This window comes from Pseudomonas sp. G11-1, from assembly GCF_024031555.1.
GTDB classification, from domain to species: domain Bacteria; phylum Pseudomonadota; class Gammaproteobacteria; order Pseudomonadales; family Pseudomonadaceae; genus Halopseudomonas; species Halopseudomonas bauzanensis.
Map to the genome: position 1 here is coordinate 492710 of NZ_QEYQ01000001.1, position 24328 is coordinate 517037.

At 60.6% G+C, this 24328-nt stretch carries 24 protein-coding genes and 1 riboswitch; of the genes, 15 read left to right on the top strand and 9 right to left on the bottom strand.

Translation table 11 applies throughout. The features are described from left to right. Positions 1-172: 172 nt before the first annotated feature. The 4 genes from DHB74_RS02325 to DHB74_RS02340 all read left to right on the top strand — a co-directional run bounded on the left by DHB74_RS02325 (position 173) and on the right by DHB74_RS02340 (position 4637). Positions 173-1441, top strand: a complete 1269-nt coding sequence (locus DHB74_RS02325) for an OprD family porin (protein ID WP_036988586.1) — start codon at positions 173-175, stop codon at positions 1439-1441. 174 nt (positions 1442-1615) lie between these two features. After that, the gene (locus tag DHB74_RS02330) at positions 1616-3352 is read left to right on the top strand and encodes a proline--tRNA ligase (RefSeq protein WP_074777917.1); all 1737 of its coding nucleotides are present in this window, start codon (positions 1616-1618) and stop codon (positions 3350-3352) included. 11 nt (positions 3353-3363) lie between these two features. Then, positions 3364-4050, top strand: coding sequence for a hypothetical protein (locus tag DHB74_RS02335; RefSeq protein ID WP_136868953.1), 687 nt, complete (start codon positions 3364-3366; stop codon positions 4048-4050). Between the two features lie 5 nt (positions 4051-4055). Beyond that, complete coding sequence (locus tag DHB74_RS02340; protein ID WP_136868952.1) at positions 4056-4637, top strand: lytic transglycosylase domain-containing protein; 582 nt, start codon at positions 4056-4058, stop codon at positions 4635-4637. Between the two features lie 3 nt (positions 4638-4640). Here DHB74_RS02340 and DHB74_RS02345 read toward each other — a convergent pair whose 3' ends face one another. Further along, positions 4641-5078 carry a TlpA family protein disulfide reductase gene (locus DHB74_RS02345; RefSeq protein WP_074777912.1) on the bottom strand — a complete coding sequence of 146 codons (438 nt, stop codon included), beginning with the start codon at positions 5076-5078 and terminating at the stop codon, positions 4641-4643. After that, positions 5078-6331 (bottom strand): YihY family inner membrane protein, encoded by a 1254-nt coding sequence (locus DHB74_RS02350; protein ID WP_074777910.1) that lies wholly within the window; start codon positions 6329-6331, stop codon positions 5078-5080. The genes DHB74_RS02345 and DHB74_RS02350 overlap by 1 nt, the downstream gene beginning before the upstream one ends. Positions 6332-6482: 151 nt before the next feature. On the opposite strand from DHB74_RS02350, the gene arsC reads away from it, so the two are divergent. From arsC to DHB74_RS02365, 3 genes are read left to right on the top strand one after another with little or no spacing between them, the layout of a single operon-like run. After that, positions 6483-6836 (top strand): arsenate reductase (glutaredoxin), encoded by a 354-nt coding sequence (gene arsC / locus DHB74_RS02355; protein ID WP_036988577.1) that lies wholly within the window; start codon positions 6483-6485, stop codon positions 6834-6836. Continuing rightward, a complete protein-coding gene (gene wrbA / locus DHB74_RS02360) occupies positions 6833-7450 on the top strand; it encodes an NAD(P)H:quinone oxidoreductase (protein WP_036988576.1) in 618 nt (205 codons plus the stop codon). The genes arsC and wrbA overlap by 4 nt, the downstream gene beginning before the upstream one ends. After that, positions 7437-7856: a DUF2069 domain-containing protein gene (locus DHB74_RS02365; RefSeq protein WP_036988575.1), complete on the top strand. Its 420-nt coding sequence runs from the start codon at positions 7437-7439 to the stop codon at positions 7854-7856. The genes wrbA and DHB74_RS02365 overlap by 14 nt, the downstream gene beginning before the upstream one ends. Here the strand turns inward: DHB74_RS02365 and hda are convergent, their stop codons facing one another. Beyond that, entirely contained in the window at positions 7857-8564 is a 708-nt protein-coding gene (gene hda / locus DHB74_RS02370) for a DnaA regulatory inactivator Hda (RefSeq protein ID WP_036988574.1), read from the bottom strand. A gap of 55 nt (positions 8565-8619) precedes the next feature. After that, positions 8620-9801: a DUF2066 domain-containing protein gene (locus DHB74_RS02375; RefSeq protein WP_036988573.1), complete on the bottom strand. Its 1182-nt coding sequence runs from the start codon at positions 9799-9801 to the stop codon at positions 8620-8622. Positions 9802-9992: 191 nt separating this feature from the next. On the opposite strand from DHB74_RS02375, the gene purM reads away from it, so the two are divergent. From purM to DHB74_RS02390, 3 genes are read left to right on the top strand one after another with little or no spacing between them, the layout of a single operon-like run. Further along, positions 9993-11060 (top strand): phosphoribosylformylglycinamidine cyclo-ligase, encoded by a 1068-nt coding sequence (gene purM / locus DHB74_RS02380; protein WP_036988572.1) that lies wholly within the window; start codon positions 9993-9995, stop codon positions 11058-11060. Beyond that, entirely contained in the window at positions 11057-11728 is a 672-nt protein-coding gene (gene purN, locus DHB74_RS02385) for a phosphoribosylglycinamide formyltransferase (RefSeq protein ID WP_074777908.1), read from the top strand. Before purM ends, purN begins: the two co-directional genes overlap by 4 nt. After that, positions 11721-12479 carry a DUF3108 domain-containing protein gene (locus tag DHB74_RS02390; protein WP_051610699.1) on the top strand — a complete coding sequence of 253 codons (759 nt, stop codon included), beginning with the start codon at positions 11721-11723 and terminating at the stop codon, positions 12477-12479. Before purN ends, DHB74_RS02390 begins: the two co-directional genes overlap by 8 nt. A 184-nt stretch (positions 12480-12663) precedes the next feature. On the opposite strand, the gene DHB74_RS02395 is transcribed toward DHB74_RS02390, so the two are convergent. Beyond that, positions 12664-13884 carry a 3-hydroxyacyl-CoA dehydrogenase gene (locus DHB74_RS02395; RefSeq protein WP_074777906.1) on the bottom strand — a complete coding sequence of 407 codons (1221 nt, stop codon included), beginning with the start codon at positions 13882-13884 and terminating at the stop codon, positions 12664-12666. Between the two features lie 273 nt (positions 13885-14157). Between DHB74_RS02395 and DHB74_RS02400 the strand changes: the two genes are divergently transcribed. Next, a complete protein-coding gene (locus DHB74_RS02400) occupies positions 14158-15099 on the top strand; it encodes an endonuclease (RefSeq protein WP_036988570.1) in 942 nt (313 codons plus the stop codon). A 72-nt stretch (positions 15100-15171) separates the two neighbouring features. On the opposite strand, the gene DHB74_RS02405 is transcribed toward DHB74_RS02400, so the two are convergent. Continuing rightward, positions 15172-16047, bottom strand: a complete 876-nt coding sequence (locus DHB74_RS02405) for a YihY/virulence factor BrkB family protein (RefSeq protein WP_036988569.1) — start codon at positions 16045-16047, stop codon at positions 15172-15174. 166 nt (positions 16048-16213) lie between these two features. Between DHB74_RS02405 and DHB74_RS02410 the strand changes: the two genes are divergently transcribed. Genes DHB74_RS02410 through DHB74_RS02420 form a run of 3 tightly spaced genes read left to right on the top strand, consistent with a single transcriptional unit; the run spans position 16214 to position 19732 of the window. Then, positions 16214-18373 carry a TonB-dependent receptor gene (locus DHB74_RS02410; protein WP_499160676.1) on the top strand — a complete coding sequence of 720 codons (2160 nt, stop codon included), beginning with the start codon at positions 16214-16216 and terminating at the stop codon, positions 18371-18373. A gap of 19 nt (positions 18374-18392) precedes the next feature. After that, entirely contained in the window at positions 18393-19547 is a 1155-nt protein-coding gene (locus DHB74_RS02415) for a PepSY-associated TM helix domain-containing protein (RefSeq protein WP_036988568.1), read from the top strand. Beyond that, a complete protein-coding gene (locus tag DHB74_RS02420) occupies positions 19544-19732 on the top strand; it encodes a hypothetical protein (protein ID WP_074777902.1) in 189 nt (62 codons plus the stop codon). Before DHB74_RS02415 ends, DHB74_RS02420 begins: the two co-directional genes overlap by 4 nt. 14 nt (positions 19733-19746) lie before the next feature. Here the strand turns inward: DHB74_RS02420 and DHB74_RS02425 are convergent, their stop codons facing one another. The 3 genes from DHB74_RS02425 to DHB74_RS02435 form a co-directional block, all read right to left on the bottom strand. Beyond that, on the bottom strand, positions 19747-20712 hold the full coding sequence (locus DHB74_RS02425) for a 2-hydroxyacid dehydrogenase (protein WP_036988566.1): 966 nt from the start codon (positions 20710-20712) through the stop codon (positions 19747-19749). Positions 20713-20828: 116 nt separating this feature from the next. After that, positions 20829-21266, bottom strand: coding sequence for a CBS domain-containing protein (locus DHB74_RS02430; protein ID WP_036988565.1), 438 nt, complete (start codon positions 21264-21266; stop codon positions 20829-20831). A gap of 79 nt (positions 21267-21345) precedes the next feature. Beyond that, positions 21346-21996 carry a 2'-5' RNA ligase family protein gene (locus DHB74_RS02435; protein WP_499160677.1) on the bottom strand — a complete coding sequence of 217 codons (651 nt, stop codon included), beginning with the start codon at positions 21994-21996 and terminating at the stop codon, positions 21346-21348. 122 nt (positions 21997-22118) lie between these two features. Continuing rightward, a riboswitch (cobalamin riboswitch) is annotated at positions 22119-22330 on the top strand. A gap of 114 nt (positions 22331-22444) precedes the next feature. Between DHB74_RS02435 and DHB74_RS02440 the strand changes: the two genes are divergently transcribed. Continuing rightward, positions 22445-24325 carry a TonB-dependent receptor domain-containing protein gene (locus DHB74_RS02440; RefSeq protein ID WP_499160678.1) on the top strand — a complete coding sequence of 627 codons (1881 nt, stop codon included), beginning with the start codon at positions 22445-22447 and terminating at the stop codon, positions 24323-24325. Positions 24326-24328 lie beyond the last annotated feature (3 nt).

Below are 24328 nucleotides of genomic sequence, written 5' to 3' on the forward strand. Positions count from 1 at the left end.
CAGGCCGAATGGTAGCCGAGGCCGGGTGATGGAACGCCGGACAGTTTTTTTGCGTATCGCTTTCGCATTTATGGAACTTTACTGCTTTAATCAAGGCGATACGATTTGAAGAAGCTGCGCCCGGGGATTGTAACCAGAGCACATTTCTTTATTACAGGAAGGAGCACAGGATATGAAAGAGACTATCAAATGGAGTTCCGTCGCCCTGGCTGTCGCCATGGCAAACGGGCTTGTTACCACCCAGGCTGTAGCCCAGGGCGAAGGATTCGTTGAAGGTGCTACCGCTACGCTGGAAAGCCGCACCCTGTATTTCAACCGTGATTACCGAGACCCTGGTCAAGCCAACCAGAACACCGGCAACATGAGCCGCGCAGAAGAAACTGCAACTGGCTTCATTCTCAACTTCCAGTCCGGCTACACCCAAGGTCCGGTCGGCCTGGGCGCAGACGTGCTGGCGCTAGCCGGCATCAAACTGGACAGCAGCGGCGGTCACAACGGTCGCCTGAACATGCTGCCGACCGACTCCAATGGCGATACCGCTGCCGAATATGCCGAGATCCGCGGCGCAGTGAAAGCCAATATTGCCGGTGATACTACTCTGCGTTATGGCGTACACCTGACCGAAAACCCGGTCATCAACTATGAAGATGCGCGCCTGCTGCCGAACCATTATTTCGGTTACAGCATTTCCAATACCTCGCTCGATGGCCTGTTCCTGGAAGCCGGCCGCATGACTGATCGCGGTGAAATGGGCATGTCCTCCCAACGCGAAGGCGGTTTCGTTGCAGACGAGGACCAGAAGGTCGACTACCTGGGTGGTACCTATGAGTTTGCTGACACCCTCAGCGCCTCGCTGTACACCTCCAAGGCTGAAGACCTGTGGAAGCGTCATTACGCAGGGATTACCCACACCCTTGATCTGGGTAATGGCCTGGATCTGACCACCGATCTGTCTCACTACAAGACCTCGGATGACAGCCCCGCTGCCGAAGAATATGACAACGACGCCACGTCGCTGGCATTTACTCTGGGTGCAGGCTTCCATGATCTCACCTTGGCCTATCAGCGTATGGGCGGCGATGCCGGCTTCGAATATTTCGACTCTGGCATCTATCTGGCCAACTCGGTGCAGGTGCTCGACTTCAACGCCAAGGATGAGCGCTCCTGGCAGGCCCGCTACGATTATGACTTCGAAGGTGTAGGCATTCCCGGTCTGACATTCATGACCCGCTATATCACTGGTGACAATATCGATACAGCACCGGGCGTCAGCGACTCTCGCTGGGAACGTGATACCGATATCCGTTATACCGTGCAGCGCGGCTTCCTGGAGGGAGTCAACCTGGTATGGCGTAACGCAACGGTCCGTCAGGACAGCGCACTCGGCGGCGACATCGACGAAAACCGTCTGATCGCTTCCTACACCTGGAATCTGCTCTAAGCAACCCAGCTGCAAGAAAGAACCCGGCCCTGGCCGGGTTTTTTCTTGCCTGACCGTCCGACGGAACAGCTGCAGCAGCACCGTGGTCTGCCCTGTGGCAGGCTATACGCCGTCAGGGGACGAACGTACAATAAGCCGCATTCTTCGATTCTGCCCTCAGGACCTTCTCCGCCCATGCGTACCAGTCAATATCTGATCTCCACCCTCAAGGAAACTCCCGCCGACGCGACCGTTATCAGTCATCAGTTGATGCTGCGGGCCGGCATGATCCGCAAGATCGCCTCAGGTCTGTACACCTGGCTGCCGATGGGCCTGCGGGTACTGCGCAAAGTGGAGAAGGTGGTACGCGAGGAGATGGACAGTGCCGGTGCGCTCGAAGTACTGATGCCGGCGATCCAGCCGGCGGAGCTGTGGCAGGAGTCGGGCCGCTGGGAACAATACGGCCCCGAACTGCTGCGCCTGCAGGACCGTCATGGCCGTGAATTCTGCGTGGGGCCGACTCATGAGGAAGTCATCACCGATCTGGCGCGCAACGAGATCAGCAGCTACAAGCAGTTGCCGCTCAACCTGTATCAGATCCAGACCAAATTCCGCGATGAGATCCGTCCACGCTTCGGCCTGATGCGGTCCCGCGAGTTCAGCATGAAGGACGCCTACTCCTTCCATCTGGAGCAGGGCTCGCTGCAGCAGACCTACGACCGCATGTATCAGGCTTATTGCAATATCTTCAGCCGTCTGGGGCTGGATTACCGCCCGGTGGTGGCTGACAACGGCTCGATCGGCGGCGAAGGCTCCCATGAATTTCATGTACTCGCCGATTCCGGCGAAGATGCCATCGTCTTTTCCGACACCGGCAGCTACGCCGCCAATATAGAAAAGGCCACGGCCCAGCCCCCGCAAGGTGAGCGCCCTGCTGCCGCCGAAGACAAGGCGCTGGTGGACACCCCGAACCAGCAGACCATCGACGCTGTATGCGAGTTCCTCGGCCTGCCGGCCGAGCGTACCGTCAAGTCTCTGATCGTGCTGGGCGTGGCCAAGGAAGAAGGCGCACCGCAACCGCTGGTGGCACTGGTCCTGCGCGGCGATCATGAGCTGAACGAGATCAAGGCCGAGAACCACCCTGCCATCCATGCCCCGCTGACCTTCGCCAGTGAAGCGCAGATCCAGCAGGCCATCGGCTGCAAGCCTGGCTCCATCGGACCGATCGCCCTGAACATGCATGTCATTGCCGACCACAGCGCTGCCCATCTGGCGGACTTTGTCTGCGGGGCGAACCAGGACGGCAAGCATCTGCGTGGCGTGAACTGGGAACGCGATGCCCGTTTCGACGAAGTGGCGGACCTGCGCAACGTAGTCGAAGGCGATATCAGCCCGGATGGCAATGGCACCCTGGTGATCAAGCGCGGTATCGAGGTCGGCCATATCTTCCAGTTGGGCAAAAAGTACAGCGAAGCCATGAACTGCAACGTGCTCAATGAGCAGGGCAAGATGTCGACCCTGATCATGGGCTGCTACGGTATCGGTGTATCCCGCGTGGTCGCTTCGGCCATCGAGCAGAACTATGACGCCCGCGGAATCATCTGGCCGGACGCGCTGGCGCCTTTCCAGGTGGCACTGGTGCCGATGAAGATGGAAAGCTCCGAGGCAGTACGCGAAGCCACCGAGCAGCTGTATAAGAGCCTGCAGCAAGCCGGCGTCGAAGTGCTGCTGGATGATCGTGACAAGAAAGTGAGCCCCGGTATGAAGTTTGCCGATATGGATCTGATCGGCATCCCCCACCGCGTGGTGATCAGTGATCGCGGACTGGCCGAAGGGCAGCTGGAATACAAATACCGCCGCGATCAGGAAGCGAGCAGCGTGCCAGCAGCCGAGATGCTCAACTTCCTGCTTGAACGCACCTGCACCCAATGAGATCACTTGGAATGCGTCAACCGATGCTGCCCTGGGCCCTGTGGCTATGCGCCGGACTGACCCTGACGGCCTGCAGCAGTCAGCCGCAGCCCTCGGGGGCCGCGACCGTGCGCGTGGAACGTGAACTGGTCAGCCACAATCTGCACATCGATGCTGGCGAACAACGGGTATTGGCCTCTCCCCAACGCAATATCCGGGTAACCGAGCAATGGTTGCACCGGGTAACGGAGTTCGATGGTCGTGATCGGCTGACCAACAGTCATGAGAGTTACCAGGCGCTGCCGTGGGACAACCAACTGGTCAGCATGATCGCCGAAGATCGACGTTTCGCATTGCGCACCAACCATGATGGCGTGCTGCGGTTGAACCTCCTGGACGAACAGTTCGTCGAACTCGACTTCGAGAATCTGCGCACCGTTCAACTTATCGCCCGCGCCGGACCAGCCGTGGTTGCCGAGCAGACGCTGCTCATCAGTCGCGAGCTGCGTTCGGTCCTGCGCGAAGCGGTGATGCTGGTGCATGACAACCTGGAGGAAAGCGGCGTCGAACAGTGGGTCTACCGTATCCACCGTCTCGATGCCCTGGGCCTGGAAGAGGAATCCAACCAGTTGGAGAACATGCTCATCGTGCTGACGGTCGGTGATCCCGAGTTGCAGGCCGAGTTCCTGCAAGCACTGGAGGGCGGCAAGCAGCCCTGATCATCATGCCACGCTACACATGGATTGTGTTCTGTCTTGCCCTGAGCCTCGCCCCGGCGGCAGCGGTGGCCAACCAGCCGCACCCACCGGTCGATCCCGATCTGCGGGCCCTGCTGATGCATACCGTGTCCCAGGCAGACAGCTTCGCCGACGCCTTCGATGCCGAAGTCTGGTTGCTGGACATGTCTACCCGGCTGCGCCGCTATTTGCCCGACGAGGCGGAACGGTTGCGTTTTCTGCAGTTGGTGCATAGGGAAGCCCGTCAGGCCGGCCTGGAACCCGACCTGGTGTTGGCGGTGATCCATGTGGAAAGCCTGTTCGACCGCTACGCCCTGTCCCGCGTCGGCGCCCAGGGTGTGATGCAGGTGATGCCATTCTGGAAAAACGAGCTGGGCCGCCCCGACGATAATCTGATCGATCTGGCGACCAACCTGCGCTACGGCTGCACCATCCTCAAATATTATCTCGACCTGGAAAAAGGCGATCTGCGCCGAGCCCTGGCACGCTACAACGGCAGCCTGGGCAGTCACCGCTATCCGGACAAGGTACAGGAGTACTGGTATCGGTACTGGTATGTAAAGGACTAGCCCCTATTCCAGCAGCGCCAGTAATGTCTCCTCGGTCTGTGGTCCCGCCAGGCTGTGCAGTAACTTCCCATCGGGGTTGAAGACGTAAGTGGTCGGCAATACCTGCGGACGTTCGAGGCCAAAGCTGTCGACGAAGTCCTGCCCCATCACGGCAAATTCGATATCCATTTCATCTGCCAGCTCATGCAACTCATTACCGCTGATGCCATCATAGTTAACGCCGAATACCGCCACGTTCGGTCTTTTTGCCAGACTGTTGAACTCGGGCAATTCATGTCGGCAGGGTGCGCACCATTCGGCCCAATAGTTCACCACCATCCAGCGGTCCTGCAGATCTGCCCGACTGACGCTCTCACCACGATGATCCAGCCAGCGCTCCTCACCGCAGCCAGCCAGCAGTACCCCGGCGCCCAGAATGACGCCCAACAAAGCAGTTCTCATTATTCCTCCCCAGTAATCGATGCGCCCCTGCCATCCCCACCCAGCCAGTTTTTTACACTGCCGGCGAGGATATGGCGGCGATTGTCTTCGAGTTCGACCAGCGCTTCGCGTACCGCCGGATACCAGACGTCATCCCCATGCAACAACAGCGGCAACGAGGCCACGCTGGGCACAGCCTCCGGCAATGCGTCCAGCAATTCCGTCAGCTCCATTTGATCGAGGTCCCGACTCAGCACATAGCCACCCTGCTGAGCACGAGTGATGATGCGCCGGGTTTCAAGCCACTCGGTCAACTGCAGCCACAGATCTTCCGGCACACCCCAACCGGCGGCATTCACCCGTGCCAGGTCCACTGTATGCCCTTGCCGCTGCGCGAGGAGAAACACGCGCAGCAACGCCAGCAGATGGATCAGCCGGGGATAGGTCGGACGCTGCCAGGCAGAGCTGCTGCCCAGATTACAGACCAGTTCGGCGCCGAACAGAATGATCATCCAGCTGACGTAGATCCACAGCAGAAACAGCGGAAACGCCGCGAAGGCACCATAGATCAGCTGAAAGCTCGGAAACAACGCCACATAAAGAGCAAAGCTGGCCTTGGCCCCCTCGAACAGCAAGGCCACCAGCAGCCCCCCGGCAAAAGCATGCTTGAGCCGCACCCGGGTATTGGGCACCGCCACATAGATCAGCGTAAAGGCCGCGATGCTCAGCAGCAGCGGCAACCAGCCCAGCAGCTGCCGCCAGGCAGATGCCAGCACCGCATCCCCAGATAGAAAAGACAAAGATGCCAGATAGGTACTGACCACAAACCCTGCCCCCAGCAGCAGCGGCCCCAGACTCAACACCGCCCAATACAGCAGGAAACTGGAAATGCCCCGACGCGGGTAGCGTATTCGCCAGATGGCATTGAACGCCTTCTCGATGTTCAGCAACATCAGCAGCGCGGTCACCATCAGCAGCGCCACGCCAATGCCGGTCAGCTGCCGGGCTTGCTGGGAGAACTCGGATAGGTATTCACGCAGGGTCGCCCCGGTGGAAGGAACGAAATTGTCGAAGATGAAGGTCTCGACCTGCCCGCCCACCTGATTGAATGCCGGTATTGCCGCCAGCATCGCATAGGTAACCGTCATCACCGGCACTACCGCGAACAGGGTGGTATAGGTCAGAGCTGCGGCATTTTTGGCGCAGTTGTCCTCGCCGAACCGCCGGAACAGATAACGGCAGAAGTACCATAGCAGTTGCAGTTGACGCGGCATTCAGACTCCCTGAAAAACGATACCCTCATAGTCCATTGCCTCCCTGGCGAGACGGGGTGGTTGTCAATGGTCTTCAAGCGCTTAGAATAGCCTTCATACCCCGCCCCGGCCACAGCGCGGCGGATCGAATCCGACCTGAACGGAGATTGCCATGTCCAGGGTAAGCATCTATCACAACCCCCGCTGCTCCAAATCACGCCAGGCACTGGCGCTGCTGGAACAGCAAGGCGATGAACTGGAAGTCATCCAGTACATAGACACACCGCCCGACAGCGCCACCCTCAGCGCCCTGCTGCAGCAACTGGGCCTCTCCGCACGCGAGCTGATGCGCAAGGGAGAAAATGTCTACAAGGAATTGCAGCTGGACGACCCCGATCTGAGCGAAGCCGAATTGGTTCAGGCCATGGTGGACTACCCACGCCTGATCGAGCGTCCCATCGTCATCCGTGACGGCAAGGCCATCATTGCGCGCCCGCCGGAGCGGGTATTGGAGCTGTACGCATGAATGATCCCTATGTTCTGGTGCTGTATTACAGCCATAACGGCGCTACCGCCAAGATGGCCCGTCTGATTGCCGAAGGTATCGAGCAGGCCGGCCTGGAAGCGCGCCTGCGCACGGTTCCCAAGGTAACCACCGAGACTCGCGCCAGCGCTCCGGAAATCCCCGACAGCGGCGCGCTCTACTGCACCGAGGATGACCTGAAGAATTGCGCGGCGTTGGTACTCGGCAGTCCAACCCGCTTCGGCAACATGGCAGCGCCGCTGAAATACTTCATCGACGGCACCAGCAGCCTGTGGCTGTCTGGCAGCCTGTCCGGCAAGCCAGCCGCCGTATTCACCACCACCGCCAGCATGCACGGCGGGCAGGAAAGCACCCTGCTCTCCATGCAGCTGCCGCTGCTGCACCATGGCATGCTGCTGGTCGGCCTGCCCTACAGCGAGGCCGCACTCACCGAGACCCGCGGGGGTGGTACACCCTATGGTGCCAGCCATCTGGCCGGTGGCGACGGCTCCCGCCCGCTGGACAGTCACGAGACTGCCCTGTGCCGGGCACTCGGCAAACGCGTGGCCACGGTCACTCGTCAGCTACTGGCCGGAGCCGTTCATGTCCAAAGCTGACAAACCCTTGCCATCACTGCATTACCTGGAACCGCGCATACGTATCAGCCGCCTGCTCGCAGCGCTGGGCTATGCCGGGCTGTTGCTGTGCCTGTTCATCTACAACGCCTTCATCGCCGACCTGCATGGTGCCAATCCGGTGGTAATCATCGGTGTATTGCTGGTACCGCTGCTGATCTTTCTGCCGGGTATTGCCCTGGGTAATGTGCGCGCCCATGCCTGGCTGTGCTTTGCCATCAACCTGTATTTCATCTATGGGGTACAGACCTGCTTTCAGCCGGGGCGTGAACTCTATGGCGCCATTCTGGTGGGTACCAGCGTGCTGTATTTCATCACTGCACTGGGCTATGTACGCTGGAGTTTCCAGGCGCAGCGGGTACGTGCATTACACCCCGCCGGAGCCTGATTACCAACCCATTACCCGTTTGACGAAAGGAATGGTCAATCGGTGCTGGGCCTGCAGGGATGCCTGGTCCAGCTGCTCAAGGGCGGAAAACAGCTCACTCATGCCCCGCGCGCCACGACTGAGAATATAGCGCGCCACCTCATCGGGCATTTGCAGGCCGCGCCGCTCGGCGCGCAACTTGAGCATCTGCTGCTTGCCGTCGTCATCCAACACCTGCAATTGGAATACCAGCCCCCAACCGAGGCGCGAGACCAGGTCCGGTAGTTGCAATGGCAACGCCCGGGGCGCGGCGGCGGCGGCAATCAGCAGCCGCCCTTGGCGTTGCTGAATGCGGTTGTAGAGGTGGAACAGGGCTTCCTCCCACTCCTCCCGGCCCGCCAGCGCATCCAGTTCATCCAGACACAACAAGTCGAACTGCTCCATACCTTCCAGCAATCCCGGACCGTGATCCAGCAGCTCGGCCAACGGCAGATACATCGCCAGGCCGCCTGTTTCCGCCATCCGGTGACAGGCGGCCTGCAACAAATGCGAACGACCGCTGCCAGACGCCCCCCACAGGTAGATATACAGCTCGGCCGGCGCAGATTGGACGTCGGCCAGGACTTGCAGCGCTGCCAGCACGCCGGCATTGGAGCCGGGATAATAATTGTCGAAGGTGGCTTCGTCCCGGAGTTTGACGCCCAGGGGCAGCTGCATGGGTTGCGCCATCAGACCGATTCCACCTTATGTGTCGCTCCGCTGCCCAGCAGCCGATGCGTCATCATCAGCCACGCCAGCGGAAATATAAGGTGGGTAGCGTCGGGGTGGCAGGCACCGCGGGCTGGTTCTGCTCGGGCTCAGCAATCGGCAGCGGGGCTTCAGCCGGCTCGGCGCCAGGCTCCTGAGCAAGACCGACATCCTCCTCGGGCGCCATCCCGACATCTGCCGGGTCGCTCGGCAGCTCGGTAGCAACAGGCTGCTCAACTATTGGCTCAGGCATGCGTTGCAGACGCATATCCAGATTGAGCAAGCGTTCCAGCTGGGCTTCGCTGCCGGGGAAACTCACTTGCAGCTGCACCTTGTCACCCTCGATGGCGATCAACTGCGGAGTCTGGGAGCCCAGTTGATTCACCGAACGCAGCAGACCGGCATAATCGGCCACGCTATTGATGCCCTCGACATGCAAACGCCAGCCGGACGCCCCGTCGGCAGCGCCGGCGGGTGTCGCATATTGAGTGAATACCGCATTGGCGATAGCGACCATCAGCTCATCCGCGGCGGCCTCGGCGGTGCCAGTGATGCGCCCCGAATCGCTCCGGTCATTCAGCCACAATGTCCAGTCCAGCGCGCTCTGATCCCCTTCTCCCGTCACCGTCATCGCCAAGGTGCCCTCTACTGGATAGCGCTCACTGGCCGCCAGCAGCTCGTCCCGGCTGGCCTGACGGATCAGTTGCTCGTCGACCTGGCTCATGTCCTGCAGGTCACCCAGCGGAAAACTCAGGGCAACGCCGCGATGCGCCGCCGCTTCTTTCAAGGTCAATGCCCAGGCACTGACCGGGCTCAGAGTACGATCACCCAGCTCGTTGGCTTCTACCGCCCAGAGCACGATACCCGGACGGTTGCGGCCCAGGGCGGGCAACCCGGCCTCGCGCACCAGCTTGGTCAGCGCTTGGGAGTCGAATTCAATGCGAAGCTGGCCACCCTCCGCTGTACCAATGCGGCGCATCATGTCTTGTGGCGATTTCATCGCATTGGCCAAGGGGCCACGCTGCAGTTCCACATCACTGCCCACCAGACGCTGGAACATAACCCGGGTGGCCCCCCGCAGCGCGTCGTCCCGGCTTTGGTCCTCGGCCTGAGCGACCTGCACCCGATAGAGATCATCCAGCACCGCAGCGCTGAGATTGAACGACGCCAGGGCAGCAACGCACAATAGAAGCAGCCGGACTCTTTGCTTGAAACGCATGGGTAATTCCATCTGGTGAATGCGACTGTCAGCCTCGAAACGGCGGTGAAACAGCGGCCCTAAAGCGCATACATTAAACAAGCACTGGAGCGGCAGCAACCGTAGCGGTGTAAAGTCGTCGGAGCATGGTCGCCTGCGCGATGAATTGGTACACTAGCGCGTTCCCCACTTTGATCACTCGAGACCCACGCATGAGCAGCCAAAAGCCCGCCAAGCCTTCCATCAGCTACAAGGACGCCGGGGTCGACATAGACGCCGGAAATGCCCTTGTCGATCGCATCAAACATGTCGCCAAACGTACCGCGCGCCCGGAAGTCATGGGGGGGCTGGGTGGCTTCGGGGCGCTCTGTGAAATCCCGGCGGGCTACACCCAGCCGGTACTGGTCTCGGGCACGGACGGCGTCGGCACCAAGCTGCGCCTGGCGATGGACCTGAACAAACATGACCAGATCGGCATCGACCTGGTGGCCATGTGTGTGAACGACCTGGTGGTCTGTGGTGCTGAGCCGCTGTTTTTCCTTGACTACTATGCCACTGGCAAATTGAATGTCGATGTCGCCGCCCAGGTGGTCACCGGTATCGGCGCTGGATGCGAACTGGCCGGCTGCGCCCTGGTGGGTGGCGAGACCGCGGAAATGCCCGGCATGTACGAAGGTGATGACTATGACCTGGCTGGCTTCTGCGTCGGCGTAGTGGAAAAGGCCGAGATCATTGATGGCACCAAGGTCCAGCCCGGCGACGTGCTGCTGGCCCTGCCCTCTTCCGGCCCGCACTCCAATGGCTACTCGCTGATTCGCAAGATCATCGAAGTCGCCGGTGCCGACATCAAGAACGTGCAGTTGGATGGCCAGCCGCTGACCGACCTGCTGATGGCGCCAACGCGCATCTACGTCAAGGCCCTGCTGCAGCTGATCAAGCAGACCGGCGCAGTGAAAGCCATGGCTCACATCACCGGTGGCGGCCTGCTGGAGAACATTCCCCGCGTGCTGCCAGAAGGTGCCAGCGCCATCATCGATCTGAGCAGCTGGCAGCGCCCGGCGGTATTCGACTGGCTGCAAGAACAGGGCAACGTCGACGAAACCGAGATGCACCGCGTGCTCAACTGCGGCGTCGGGATGGTCATCTGCGTCGCGGCCGATCAGGCCGACAACGCCTTGCAGGTACTGAAGGACGCCGGCGAGCAACCCTGGATCATCGGTTCCATCGACAATGCCGCTGCCAACGGTGAGGCTGTAGTACTGCGTAACGGCCGCGGATGAGCTGCCGCATCGTCGTCCTGATCTCCGGATCAGGCAGCAACCTGCAGGCTTTTATCGATACTCTGCATGCCCGGCAGGCTGACATTGTCGCGGTGATTTCCAACCGCGCCGATGCCTTCGGTCTGGAGCGCGCCGCCAGGGCCGGTATTCCTGGCGCCGTTCTCGATCATCGAGAATTCGCCGACCGAGCCACCTATGATCAGGCACTCGCCGCGCTCATCGATACCCATGCGCCCGACCTGGTCATTCTGGCCGGATTCATGCGCATCCTCACCTCCGAGTTCGTTCAGCACTATCAGGGGCGCCTGCTGAATATCCATCCGTCGCTGCTGCCGAAGTACACCGGCCTGCACACTCACCGGCGGGCACTGGAGGCCGGCGACCGCGAGCATGGCGCCACGGTGCATTTCGTCACCGAGGAGCTCGATGGCGGCCCGGCTATCATGCAGTCCCATGTGCCGGTGCTGGCCGATGATACGCCCGACACCCTAGCTGCACGGGTGCGGGACACAGAACATCGACTCTATCCACTGGCTGCTATGCTGTACGTCAGCGGTCGCCTGCGGCTGGAGGACGGCCAAGCTTGCCTGGATGGCACACCTATCGCTCCCTGTGGCCTCAGGCTGGATCAATTCGAAGCAGATACGCGAGGTCATTTGCATGATTGACAGCAGTTCGCTCTTGTTCCGTCGCCCGGGCCGCTGGCTGGCCGCCGCGGTACTGGCTCTCGGCAGCAGCCTGGTCCACGCGCAGGAGCTGGTTCCCTTTACCGCCAGCTACGCTGCCGACATGAAGAAGATTCCGGTCAACGGCGAGGCCACGCACAGCCTGCAGGCCAACCCCGACGGTACCTGGACCCTGTCCTTCCATGCCGGCATGTTCGTCGCAAGGCTGAACGAGGAAAGCCAGCTGCGGTTGGAGAACGACCAGTTGATCCCGCTCAGTTATCGCTACGAGCGCAAGGGCCTGGGCCGTGGCCGCGTGACCACACAGAACTTTGACTGGGAAGCCGGCGTAGTCACCGGCGAGCATAAGAAGGAATCCTTCAGCCTGCCGGCCGAACCCGGACTGCTCGACCGCACCACTTATCAACTGGCCCTGCAGCGCGATCTGATGGCAGGCAAGACCGAGATGAGTTATCGGGTAGCGGATGAAGACGAGATAGAGGAATACCGCTTCCGCGTCACCGGTGAGAAACGCGTCACCACCCGCGCCGGGCAGTTTGACGCCGTGGAGGTCGAACGCGTACGCGAGCCCGACGCCAAGCGGGAGACAACCTTGTGGTTCGCCAAGGATTGGCAGTATCTGCTGGTCCGCCTGAGCCAGATTGAGACTGACGGTCAGCATTATCAGATCATGCTCAAGGAAGCGACGCTGGATGGCGAGCCGGTGATCGGCACGCCGGTCAAGAGTGACTGACAGCAAGATCGGACGCTGCGCGGCCAAAGGGCCATTGGCGTAGCGCAGGTGCGCTACGCCCCGAAACCTGCGGCCTCATCAGTTCCTACGGCATCCCACCACTTTCGGATTGCCGCTCCCCTGCTTTCAGTACTGCTTTTCGGTGCCATAGCCTTCTCAGGCTATGGCAGTGTCCGGTCAACACTCAACCGATAAACTTCTCACCGGCCTCGGCACGCTTGACCAGACCAGCGGCCGGCTTCCAGAACTCGCCCTGACGCGCTTCCAGCTCACGGATCTGCTGTAGCACCACGTCCAGCCCCAGGCTGTCGGCATAGGTCATCGGCCCGCCACGCTCGGCCGGGAAGCCGTAGCCGAAACGGTAAACACGATCGATATCCTCGGCGCTTTCGGCAAAGCCCTCATCCAGAATACGCGCACCTTCATTGACCAGTGCCAGAATGCAACGCTGGACGATTTCTTCATCAGCCACGTCGCGGGCGGTATAACCGGCTTCTTCGGCCACTTCGCGGGCCATCATGTCGGTTTCTGGATCATGAATCGCCTGACGGCTGCCCGGCTCGTAACGGTAGAAGCCATGGCCGCTTTTCTGACCGAAACGCTCCATTTCACACAGGCGGTTGTCCAGCCACACGATCGGCTCGCCGCGGCCAACACCGGCCAACTGCCGCGAACGCCAGCCCAGGTCCACCCCGACCACGTCATACATACGATACGGGCCCATGGCCATGCCGAAGCCCTGGAGCGCCTGATCCACCTGCCAGGGCGTGGCACCTTCCAGCACTACTTCACGGGACTGGCGCGAATACATCGACAGCATGCGGTTACCGATGAAACCGTGGCAGTTGCCAGCCAGTACCGCTTCCTTGCCGATCTTCTTGCCGACCGCCAGGCAGGCATCCAGCACATCCTGGTCTGTGGCCTTGCCACGCACCACTTCCAGCAGCTTCATGATGTGTGCCGGGCTGAAGAAATGCAGGCCCAGCACCTGCGCCGGACGCTGGGTGGCGGAAGCAATCTCGTCGATATCAAGATAAGAGGTGTTGGTCGCCAGAATGCCAGATGGCTTAACCGCCTTGTCCAGCTCAGCGAAAATGGTCTTCTTCAGGTCCATGTTTTCATACACGGCCTCGACCACCAGATCCATGTCGGCCAGGGCGGCATAGTCCTGAGTGGTGGTGATGCGCTGTACGCGAGCCTGGGCCTCAGCCTCATCAAAACGTTGCTGGGCCACCGAACGCTTATACACATTGGCGATCTCGACCAGGCCCTTCTCCAGCATCTCGCCATTCACGTCCAGCCAGACCACCGGGTAACCAGCGTTGACAAAGTTCATGACGATGCCACGTCCCATGGTACCGGCACCGATTACACCTACCTGCTTGATGTCTTCAAACGAAGCCATGATTTCCTCTCCAAATCATCGTATTTATACGCCGGACCAGTTACTACAGCGGCTACCGGCAGGGACTGAACGGCCCATTACATTACGCAAAAGCCCCGTCGAATAAAAACGAAACCCGTCCATAGGCGGCATTCAGGATATGAATATGCGCCAGCAGATTATCTGACTCAAATGCGAGCCGATTGCGTCTGAACGGACACTTTCCGTTAGCCTTTCGGTACAATGGCGCCCGCTGTATCGGATACCCCGGTTCTCATTGCTATAAGTCGTTCAATGTCCAGATCCTGTCGTACCCTCGCACTCTGTCTCTTCGCTTTTCTGTTCCCATCCATCCTGTCCGCTGCGCCGGCGACTTTCGAGTCCGCCAAGACGCTGGCTCGCCAACAGGTGTACCACGACCGCAATGACCATGGCAGCTTCTATTGCGGCTGCAGCTGGGAATGGGTTGGCCGCTCCGGCGGCGTAGTGGATGCAGCCAGCTGCGGCTACCGCACCCGCGCCCAACCCAACCGTGCCGCCCGGATCGAATGGGAGCATATCGTCCCCGCTTCGCTGTTCGGCCAGCAGCGTCAGTGCTGGCAGCAGGGCGGTCGCAGCAACTGCAAGAAGACCGACCCGGTGTTCAGTGCCATGGAAGCCGACCTGCACAACCTCACGCCGGCCATCGGTGAAACCAATGCCGATCGCAGCAACTTTCGTTTCGGCATGCTACCGGGTACGCCCTATCAACATGGTCAGTGCGATTTCAAGGTGGCGTTTTCCGAGCGGACCGTGGAGCCGCGAAATGAAGTGAAGGGGCAGATCGCCCGGGTCTGGTTCTACATGCACGATCATTACGATCTGACCATGTCCAGTCAGCAACAACGGTTGCTGATGGCTTGGGACCGGCAACAGCCGGTAAGTATCTGGGAACAGGAGCGCAATCAGCGTATCAGCCGGTTGATGGGTCATGACAATCCCTTCGTCACCGGTGCGCGGCAATGGACGCTGAACCATCACAACAGCGGTGCCGGAGTGGTCGCCTCGACCCGCTCGACTGAGCGTGCCCCGGCGTCAGCAGACAACCGCATCATCGGCAACCGCAACAGCAAGGTTTATCACTTGCCCCAGGGTTGCCCGAGCTACGGTCAGGTCAGTGCCCGCAATATCCAGCGGTTCAACAGCGAAGCCGAAGCGCAGCAGCAGGGTTACCGCAAGGCTGGAAACTGCCGTTGAAGTAACCCGGCTCGCCTTCCGTCATCCCCGGCGCAGCCGAGGATGACGGAGTAGATGAACATCGCCAGACCCTTATTGCGGGATTTCCTTTTCCCCCTCGTCCTTGCCCTCCATGGAAAGATGTTCGATCACCGCATTGAGCTCAGCACCCAGCAGCAGGACGGCGGCAGTAATGTAGAAATACAACAGCAATACGATAATCGCCCCGATACTGCCGTAGGTCGCATTGTAGTTGGCGAAGTTCTGCACATAGATACCGAAGCCGACCGAGGCGGCAAGCCAGACGATCACCGCCACCACCGAACCCGGAGTGATGAACCGAAACTCCTGCTCGACATCGGGCGTAGCGTAATAGATCAGCGCAACGGCCAGCATCAGCAGCAGAATAGCCACCGGCCAGCGCAGCCAGCTCCAGACCACGACCAGCACCTGCTCCAGCCCGATCTGCGAAGCAAGCCAGGCCATCACCTGCGGCCCCAGGGTCATGAAGCCGGCCGCCAGCAGCAGCATTATGGCAATGCCTATGGTGTAAAGAATGGACAGGATGAACAGCTTCCAGCTGGGTCGCCCCTCCTTGACGTCGTAGGCCTTGTTCATCGCGTTCATCAGTGAGCGCACGCCAATCGACGCGGTCCACAGCGCCAGCAGGATGCCGAACGACAGCAGCCCACCTTGGCTTTCCTGCAATTGATCGATCACCGGGTTGACCTGATCCAGCGCCACCGGTGGCAGGACTATCGCCGCCTGGGCTCGCAGCCAATCAAAGAAGTTCGGCAAATGCAGGAAACCGAGCACCGCCATGAGAAACAGGACAAAGGGGAAAATGGAAAACAGCGCCCGGTATGCCAACGCCGCGGCATAGGTCGACATATCATCATCGCTGAATTCCTTCGCGGTTCGCTTCAAAACGGTAAAAACACCGGCATTGCGCAGCTGCAAAAATGACATGTCGCCCCCTTGCGATAGACCCATTAGCTGGGACGCCCCTGGCGGGCAAAAGTTTGGCCAAGTTGCTGGGCGTCGTTCGATCAGCTGTAGCAATTACTTACAAAATCAAATTACAATGATAAGGATTCGCATTACAAATACTGCCAACTGCAGAGAGCCCAGCACCATGCACCCATTTCGGCTGACCCTAACCGCCTTGTCATTGCCCTTGGCGCTCCATGCCCTTCCGCTTCTGGCCGAGGACAACGCCAATAGCCCATTGGCACTGCCGTCGACCGAAGTTCGCGCCAGTGCCGATGCTTCCGCTGGCGGTTTACCACCGGCTTATGCCGGCGGCCAGGTGGCCCGGGGTGGTCGGGTCGGACTACTGGGTAATCAGGATAATATGGAAACCCCATTCCAGCTCACCAGTTACACCCAGATGCTGATCCAGGATCAGCAGGCGGCCAGCGTCGCCGATATTGTCGAGAACGATCCGGCGGTGCGTGCCGCCCGCGGCTTCGGCAATTTTCAGCAGGTGTATATGGTGCGCGGCCTGCCGATCTATTCCGACGACATGTCCTACAACGGCCTGTATGGCTTGTTGCCCAGACAGTATCTGGACGCGGAGTTGATCGAGCGCGTGGAAGTCCTGCGCGGCGCCAATGCTTTTCTCAATGGCGCCGCGCCCGGCGGCAGTGGTCTGGGTGGTGCGATCAACATCGTGCCCAAGCGCGCGCCCAACCAGCCGCTCAACCAGATCACCGCCGGCGTGCGCTCAGGTACGCAAACCTATGTTACTGGCGACTTCGCCAGACGCCTGGCCGATGACCGGATCGGGGTGCGGCTCAATTTTGCCCGCCGCGATGGCGATACCGCCGTCGACGGCGAGTCCAATGAGCTGAGCCTGTTTGCCCTGGGTGTCGACTACCGTGGCGACCGGCTGCGCATCTCCGCCGACCTGGGCCATCAGGATCACCAGCTGGATGATATCCAGCCAGCCATCAGCATCGCACCCGGGGTGGATATCCCTTCCGTCCCCGATCCCGACAAGAGCATCGCCCAGCCCTGGACCTTCTCCAACGCCCGGGATACGTTCGGCACGCTGCGCGCCGAGTATGATTTCAATGAGTATTTCACCGGCTGGGTGGCGGCCGGCATGCGCAAGGGGGATGAGTCCGGCAGCTTCTCCGAACCGACCGTGAACAATGCCAACGGCGACAGCACTGCCAACCGTTTCAGTAATGTGCGTGAAGATACCGTGAAGACCGGCGAAGCCGGTGTACGCAGCGCCTTTCATACCGGCAGCGTTGGCCATCAGGTGACCCTGTCCAGTTCGATCTACCGCATGGACTCGCGCAATACCTATGAGTTCTCCGACTTCGCCGGCTTCCCAGGCAATATCTACCAGCCGGTCGACGTTCCCTCGCCACCTCCGGTGCTGATCGGCGGCACCTTCGATCATCCATTGCTTACCGACAAGACCCGGACCTCCAGCGTGGCGCTGGCCGATGTACTGTCATTCATGGATGAGCGCCTGCAGATCACCCTCGGTGCGCGTTACCAGAAAATCCGCAGTTACGGTTATGACTACAACAGCGGCGTACGCACGGGTGCCTACTCGGAGAGTGAGATCACCCCGGTAGCCGGCGTGCTGTACCGGTTGACACCGGAGCTGTCGCTCTACGCCAACCATATTGAGGGATTGGTCAAGGGCGATGTGGCACCCACCGAGGCCGGCGGCCAGCCGGTAGACAATGCCGGCGAGATCCTGGCTCCCTACAAGACCCGGCAGAACGAAGTGGGCATGAAGTATGACGGCGGCCGTATCGGGGGCAGTCTGGGGCTGTACCAGAGTCGCAAGCAGATGGCAGGCACGGAAAACGGCGTTTACGGGGTTATCGGCCATCAGCGCAACCGCGGCGTGGAGCTGTCGCTGTACGGCCAGGCCACACCGCAGTTGTCAATCCTCGGTGGGGTCAGCCTGCTGGACAGCGATGTGGAAGGCAACGACGCCATCGGCGCACCGAAAGTGCAGGCCAATCTGGGCGTCGACTGGATGGTGCCGACCGTCAGTGGCCTAGCGCTGGATGCACGAGCCATCCATACCGGCAGCCAGTATGCCGCCATCGACAACCAGCAGAAAGTCCCTTCCTGGACCCGCTTCGACGCCGGTGTGCGTTACAGCCTGTTGCTTGATGGCGATCAGCAGGTGACCCTGCGCGCCCGTGTGGAAAACCTGGCCGACAAGAAATATTGGGCCACGGCCGGCGGCTATCCCGGTGATGGCTCGCTGATTGTCGGCGCACCGCGCACCTTCATTCTGTCCAGCACACTGGACTTCTGAAACCGCCCGGAGCCTATTGATGTCTGTCCGATCCATGAAAGTCTGGTCCTGGCTGCATACCTGGACCAGCCTCGTCTGCATGCTGTTCATGCTGTTGCTGTGTCTGACCGGCCTGCCGCTGATCTTCCATCATGAAATTGGCCATCTGCTGGGCACCGAAATCGAGGCGCCCGAGATGCCGGCGGATACACCGCATATCAGCCTGGATCGGATACTGCAGATCGGCGAGGCACGCCATCCCAGCCAGGGCGGCATGTTCATTTCCCGCGAGCCCGATGACGACAGGGTCTGGTACCTGACCATGGCCGACACGCCGACGTCCACCAGCGGCCTGCATCAGGTGGCCATTGACGCCCGCACCGGCGAGATCCTCGGCGAGCCGCAGCTGGAAAGCGGCTTCATGTATATCGTCAATTCTCTGCACATCGACCTGTTCGCCGGCCTGCCGGGGATGTTGTTTCTCGGCCTGATGGGCGTCTTGCTGCTGATCTCGCTGATATCCGGCGCGGTACTCTATGCCCCCTTCATGCAGAAACTGGCTTTCGGTGAGGTCCGGCGCCAGCGCACCAAGCGACTCAAATGGCTGGACCTGCACAACCTGCTGGGCATCGTTACGCTGGTATGGTTTCTGGTGGTCGGCGCTACCGGGGTGCTCAACGCCTGGGCCGATCTGATCGTCAAGGCCTGGCAGAACGACCAGCTCAGCACCATGCTGGCGCCCTACCACGGCCAGCCGCCGCAGGAACGCGGTTCACTGGAAGCGGCTGTGCAATCCGCCCGCGCCTATCTGCCGGACATGCAGATCCAATTCGTCGCCTTTCCCGGCACCAGCTTCTCCAGCCCGCATCACTACGGCGTCTTCATGCATGGCAATCAGGCATTGACCGCCCACCTGTCGCAACCGGTGCTGGTCGATGCCAGCACTGCCCAGGTGACCGACAGCCGGCCTCTGCCCTGGTATTTCAACGCGCTGCAGTTATCCCGGCCGCTGCACTTCGGTGATTACGGCGGCAAGGCGTTGCAGATCATCTGGGCGGTGCTGGATGTGCTGACCATCATCGTGCTGGCCAGCGGACTCTATCTATGGCTTGCCAAACGCGGCAGGCGAAAAGCCGGTGCGTCCGCTCTGGCCCGCACCAACCAGTCTTCGACCGACGCGAGGCTACAGCCATGAAAGGCACCGGCAACTCGGCAATGCAAATCTGGCGCTGGCCCGTATTGTTCGGCACAGTCAGCGCCGCCGGGCTGATCGTCGCCCTGCTGGGGGATGGCTGGTATGACGTACTGTCCTGCCTGGCGCTGGGGCTGGTCGCCGCCGCCGGCATCTGGCTTGGCGCCGTTGCGCGGGCAGAGCCCTGAACGGCTCGGTCTGATCAGCCTGTTCGCACCTGCGGGTTGACCATATGCCGGGGCGTCTGCCCGAGCAGCGCCCGTTCCAGATTCTGCACCGCCAGCTCCGCCATGACCCGACGCGTCTCATGTGTGGCCGAGCCAATATGCGGTACGCAGACCAGGTTGGGCAGCGCGAACAGCGGTGACTCGGACAGCGGCTCCTGCTCGTAGACATCGAGCCCGGCGGCACGGATCTGTCCGTCGCGCAGCGCTTCGACCAGGGCTGCCTCGTCAACCACCGGGCCGCGGGCGATGTTGACCAGAATGGCGCTGGACTTCATCAGCGCCAGTTCACGTTGGCCGATCAGCTTGCGGGTACGCTCGCTGAGCGGAACGACGACACAGACAAAATCGGCCTCGCCGAGCAGGTCATCAAGGTCGCGAAACTCAGCGCCCAACTCCTGCTCCAGCTCCGGTTTGCGGCTATTGCTGGTGTACAGCACCGGCATGCCGAAACCGAAATGGCCGCGCCGGGCAATCGCCGCGCCGATATTGCCCAGGCCGATAATGCCCAGCGTCTTGCCATGCACATCGCAACCAAAATACTCCGGCCCCAGCCCGCCCCGCCAGTTACCCTCGCGCATCCAACCGTCCAGTTCGACGATCCGCCGCGCAGCCGTCAGCATCAGTGTCATCCCCAGGTCGGCAGTGGTCTCGGTCAATACATCGGGAGTGTTGGTCAGCAGAACGCCGCGCTCATTCAGATAATCCAGGTCGTAGTTGTCATACCCGACCGAAATACTGGAAACCACCTCCAAGCCTGAAGCCGCAGCAAGCTGTGGGCGGCCAAGCTGCCAGCCGGCACCAATCAGGCCGTGTACCGGACCGGCAGCCAGCGCATCCGCCAGCTCGCTGGCTGCACTCAATTGAACGACATTGAAGTTGGCTGCCAGACGCTCGATCAGATCCTGAGCAAGACGATTGAATATCACGACGTTCTTTTTCACAACACAGCCCCCTGGCGTTTAAATCCGCAGTATAGCTGTTCGGCCCGTCACCCCATCGGGAGGTTCGGGCCCACCGCGCAGCCGCGGCCCCGAAACGGGACGCGCCAGTCGGGCCGCTACACCTCGCCGCGGATGTACTGCTCCAGCTGCTGGATCAGCTCCTGCTGCTCGGCGATGGTCTCCTTGACCAGGTCACCGATCGACACCAGCCCCACCAGTCGCCCATCTTCCACCACCGGGAGGTGGCGCAGGTGAAGGTCAGTGATCAGCGAGAGGCATTCGGACACGCTCTGCTTCGGTGTCACGGTCGTCACCGGGCTGCTCATGATTTCGCGTACCATGGTGCCCACCGACGCCCGCCCCTTGAGCACACATTTACGAGAGTAGTCGCGCTCACTTATCACGCCTATCACCTGACCGCCCTCGGTGACCGGCAGCGCGCCGATATTATGCTCGGCCATCAACTGCAAGGCCCTGAGCATCGTCTCATCCGCCCCGATGGTATGCACCTGCTGGATCTGCTTGGTCTGGATAACCTGGGCCACGGTTCTCATCTGCTGCTCCTTTTATTTTCTGGTCCGGTGATAACAGTCAAGGATCAATCAAAGCGGCAGGCAAGGCCAAAAGGGTATTTCATGGACTATTGGCCTCCTTATTGCTGACAGCTACCCGCCATTGGCATTCCAGCGGCCCCAACATGTCACGGCTGCTGTAAGTCGCATACTCCAGGCATTCCACCGCTAGCGGTAAGGTGTCCGGTATCACCAATGATTGCAACCGCTGGCGCAGCTCTGTGGCACTGATCGCTCGGCGATATAACCCCAGGGTGATGTGCGGCACGTAGCTAGTCTGCCGAATTTCACTACAGCCTGCGCCCAGCGCCTCGCGCCAGCGCGACAAGTGGCCCTGCGGGTCGTCCACTGTGAGAAAGGCTGCGCTGGCAAAGCTATCCGGCGCGCCTATGCGTAGCTCGCAGGGCGGCAATGCCAACCGGTCGAGGCCCGTCAGTTGGCGCTGCAGCTGCGCTGACGTGAAATCGTCGTCGTACCTGACACTTTGTCCTTCGAAACCACAGACAAACAAGGTGATATGCGGCTGCCGCCGGCTGGGATGCAACAGGTCCGCCAGCGAGGCCGTGAGCTGGTCGATATGGGCCAGCGCCCGGGGACAGTTGATCGGGATCATCCAGATCGCATAGCGGCTGCGGCCACGGTGCCACTCGGTGTAATCACGCAGCTGCGCAACGGTGGTCTCGGCAAAAGGGACGGTATCGGATAACAGCATGCTCGGCGGCCAACAACGATGGCGAAGATACGGGCAGTATGCCCTGCCCGCCCGGCGCACTCCAGCCGCAGCTAGCCCTGTGCCATCCGGTCGCTTGTGTTTCCCCGATCAGGGGCATAAGATGCGCCGCTATTCATGCAGGTGTGCCTGATATCAGGCATGAAACGGAAAGCCGGTGCGCTCGCTCAGGTCGAGCAATCCCGGCACTGCCCCCGCAACGGTAATCGACCCCGATCATGGATCGGCGTCCGCTCAAGACCACTGTGCCACGGCATGGGAAGGTGAGCGGATGGGCGTCGAGAGTCCGGAGGCCGGCCCGCATGCAATATCGACTGGTGTTGCGGAGGGCATCACCGTCAAGTGCCGTGCCGGTTTGTCTGTTATCTGCCCCGTCCGCACTTGCTTATCTGCCCTCCTCGAAAGTCATCCGACCTTTTGAGGATTCATAATGAAACTGTCCCGTCTTGCCCTTGCTGTCGCCCTGGCCCCGAGCCTGACACTGGCTGCCCAGCCTGCTTCCCATGAACAAGCGCTGAAACTCTCCGACACCCTGATCACCGCCAACCGCGATGTGGAACAGCGCAGCGACAGCAGCGCCGCCAGTACGGTGTTCACCCGTGCAGATATCGAACGGCTGCGCCCGGCCAGCGTGCCGCACCTGCTGACCCAGGTACCGGGCGTGCAGGTCGCCAACTACGGGGGCCGCGGCGCGACCTACGGCCTGTATATCCGTGGCACCAATACCAGCCAGACCCTGGTGCTGATCGACGGTGTGCGGGCCGGTTCAGCCACCATGGGCGGAGCCGCCCTGCAGTTTCTCAGTGTCGACCAGATCGAGCGTATAGAGGTGCTGCGCGGCTCGCGCTCAGCGATTCATGGCGCGGACGCCATGGGCGGGGTTATCCAGATCTTCACCCGCCGAAGCGAGGGCGAAGGCCTGCGCCCCTACGCGCGCATCGCCGGTGGCAGTGACAGTACCTGGGAGCGCAACCTTGGTCTCTCCGGCGGCAACGAGCGCACGCGCTTCAATTTATCCGCCGGGTTAGAGGAAACTGCCGGTATCGATCGCACCCGCACTTCTTTCGCCAGTGACGCGGATGATGATGGTTACCGCAACCGCTCCTTGGCGCTGAGCCTGAGTCACCAGTTCACCGATGCATTTGAAGGTGGGTTCACCGTACTGGATCAGCGTGGCAAGACCGAGTTTGATAACCCGTTCGGTAACTGGGGCGCTCCAGCTGCTCCCTATGACGAGTACATCATCAGCACCAGCACGCTTTGGTTGGATGGGCGTATCAATGATATCTGGCGCAGCCGTATCGAACTGGGCCACAGCGAGGACAAGCAGGAGAACTTCGACAAACTGTTTCCCGGCAGCACGGTGAATAACAGTTATCGCGATTCGCTGAACTGGCTCAACACCCTGACCCTGGGCAATGGACACAGTCTGCGTCTGGGCGCTGACTACCTGAATGACAAGGTACGCAGCAGCAATGATTTCCAGGTCAGCAACCGGGACAACAAAGCGGTATTCGCCCAGCACAGCTTCCAGGGAGCGCGCTTCGGTACCGAACTGGGCATGCGGCATGACGACAACCAGCAGTTCGGCAACGAAAATACCTTCAACGGTGCGTTGAGCTACCGGCTTGATCCGGATAACCAGTTGATTCTGTCCTACGCCGAAGGCTTCCGGGTACCGACCTTTGCCGATCTCTATTGGCCCTTCGATGGTTTCTATGGTGGCAACCCCGAACTGAAACCGGAGAAATCCCGCAGCTATGAATTGCAATGGCGCAGCCAGCTTGCCCCGACTACCCAGTTGGAAGCCTCGCTGTACCGCACCGACTTCCGTGACCTGATCGTTACCACCAGCGATTTCAGCACCGTGGACAACATCAATCGCGCCCGCGTCAATGGCTTCGAAGCCACTCTGAAGCAGGAACTCTTCGGCTGGCAGGGTGATCTGGGTATCAGCATCATCGATCCACGCAGCCGTGAAAATGGCCACACCTTGCCCAACCGCGCCCGACGTACCCTGAACCTGAATCTGGATCGCCAGTTCGGCGATATCGGTGTGGGCGCCAGCTTTACCGCCGTCAGCAGCAGTTACGGCAACGGTGACAACACCACCGAGCTGTCCGGGTACGGCGTACTGGATCTGCGCGCCAGCTGGCAGGCCAGCAGCAAAGTGGCCTTCGACATGAAGCTTGCCAACGTAATGGACAAGGACTATAGCCGCTTGATGTATACCCATGCCGGACAGGGTTACGGTTACCGGGAGTTGCCCTTCACCGCTATGCTTGGAGTCACCTGGACCCCTGACCTCTGAATG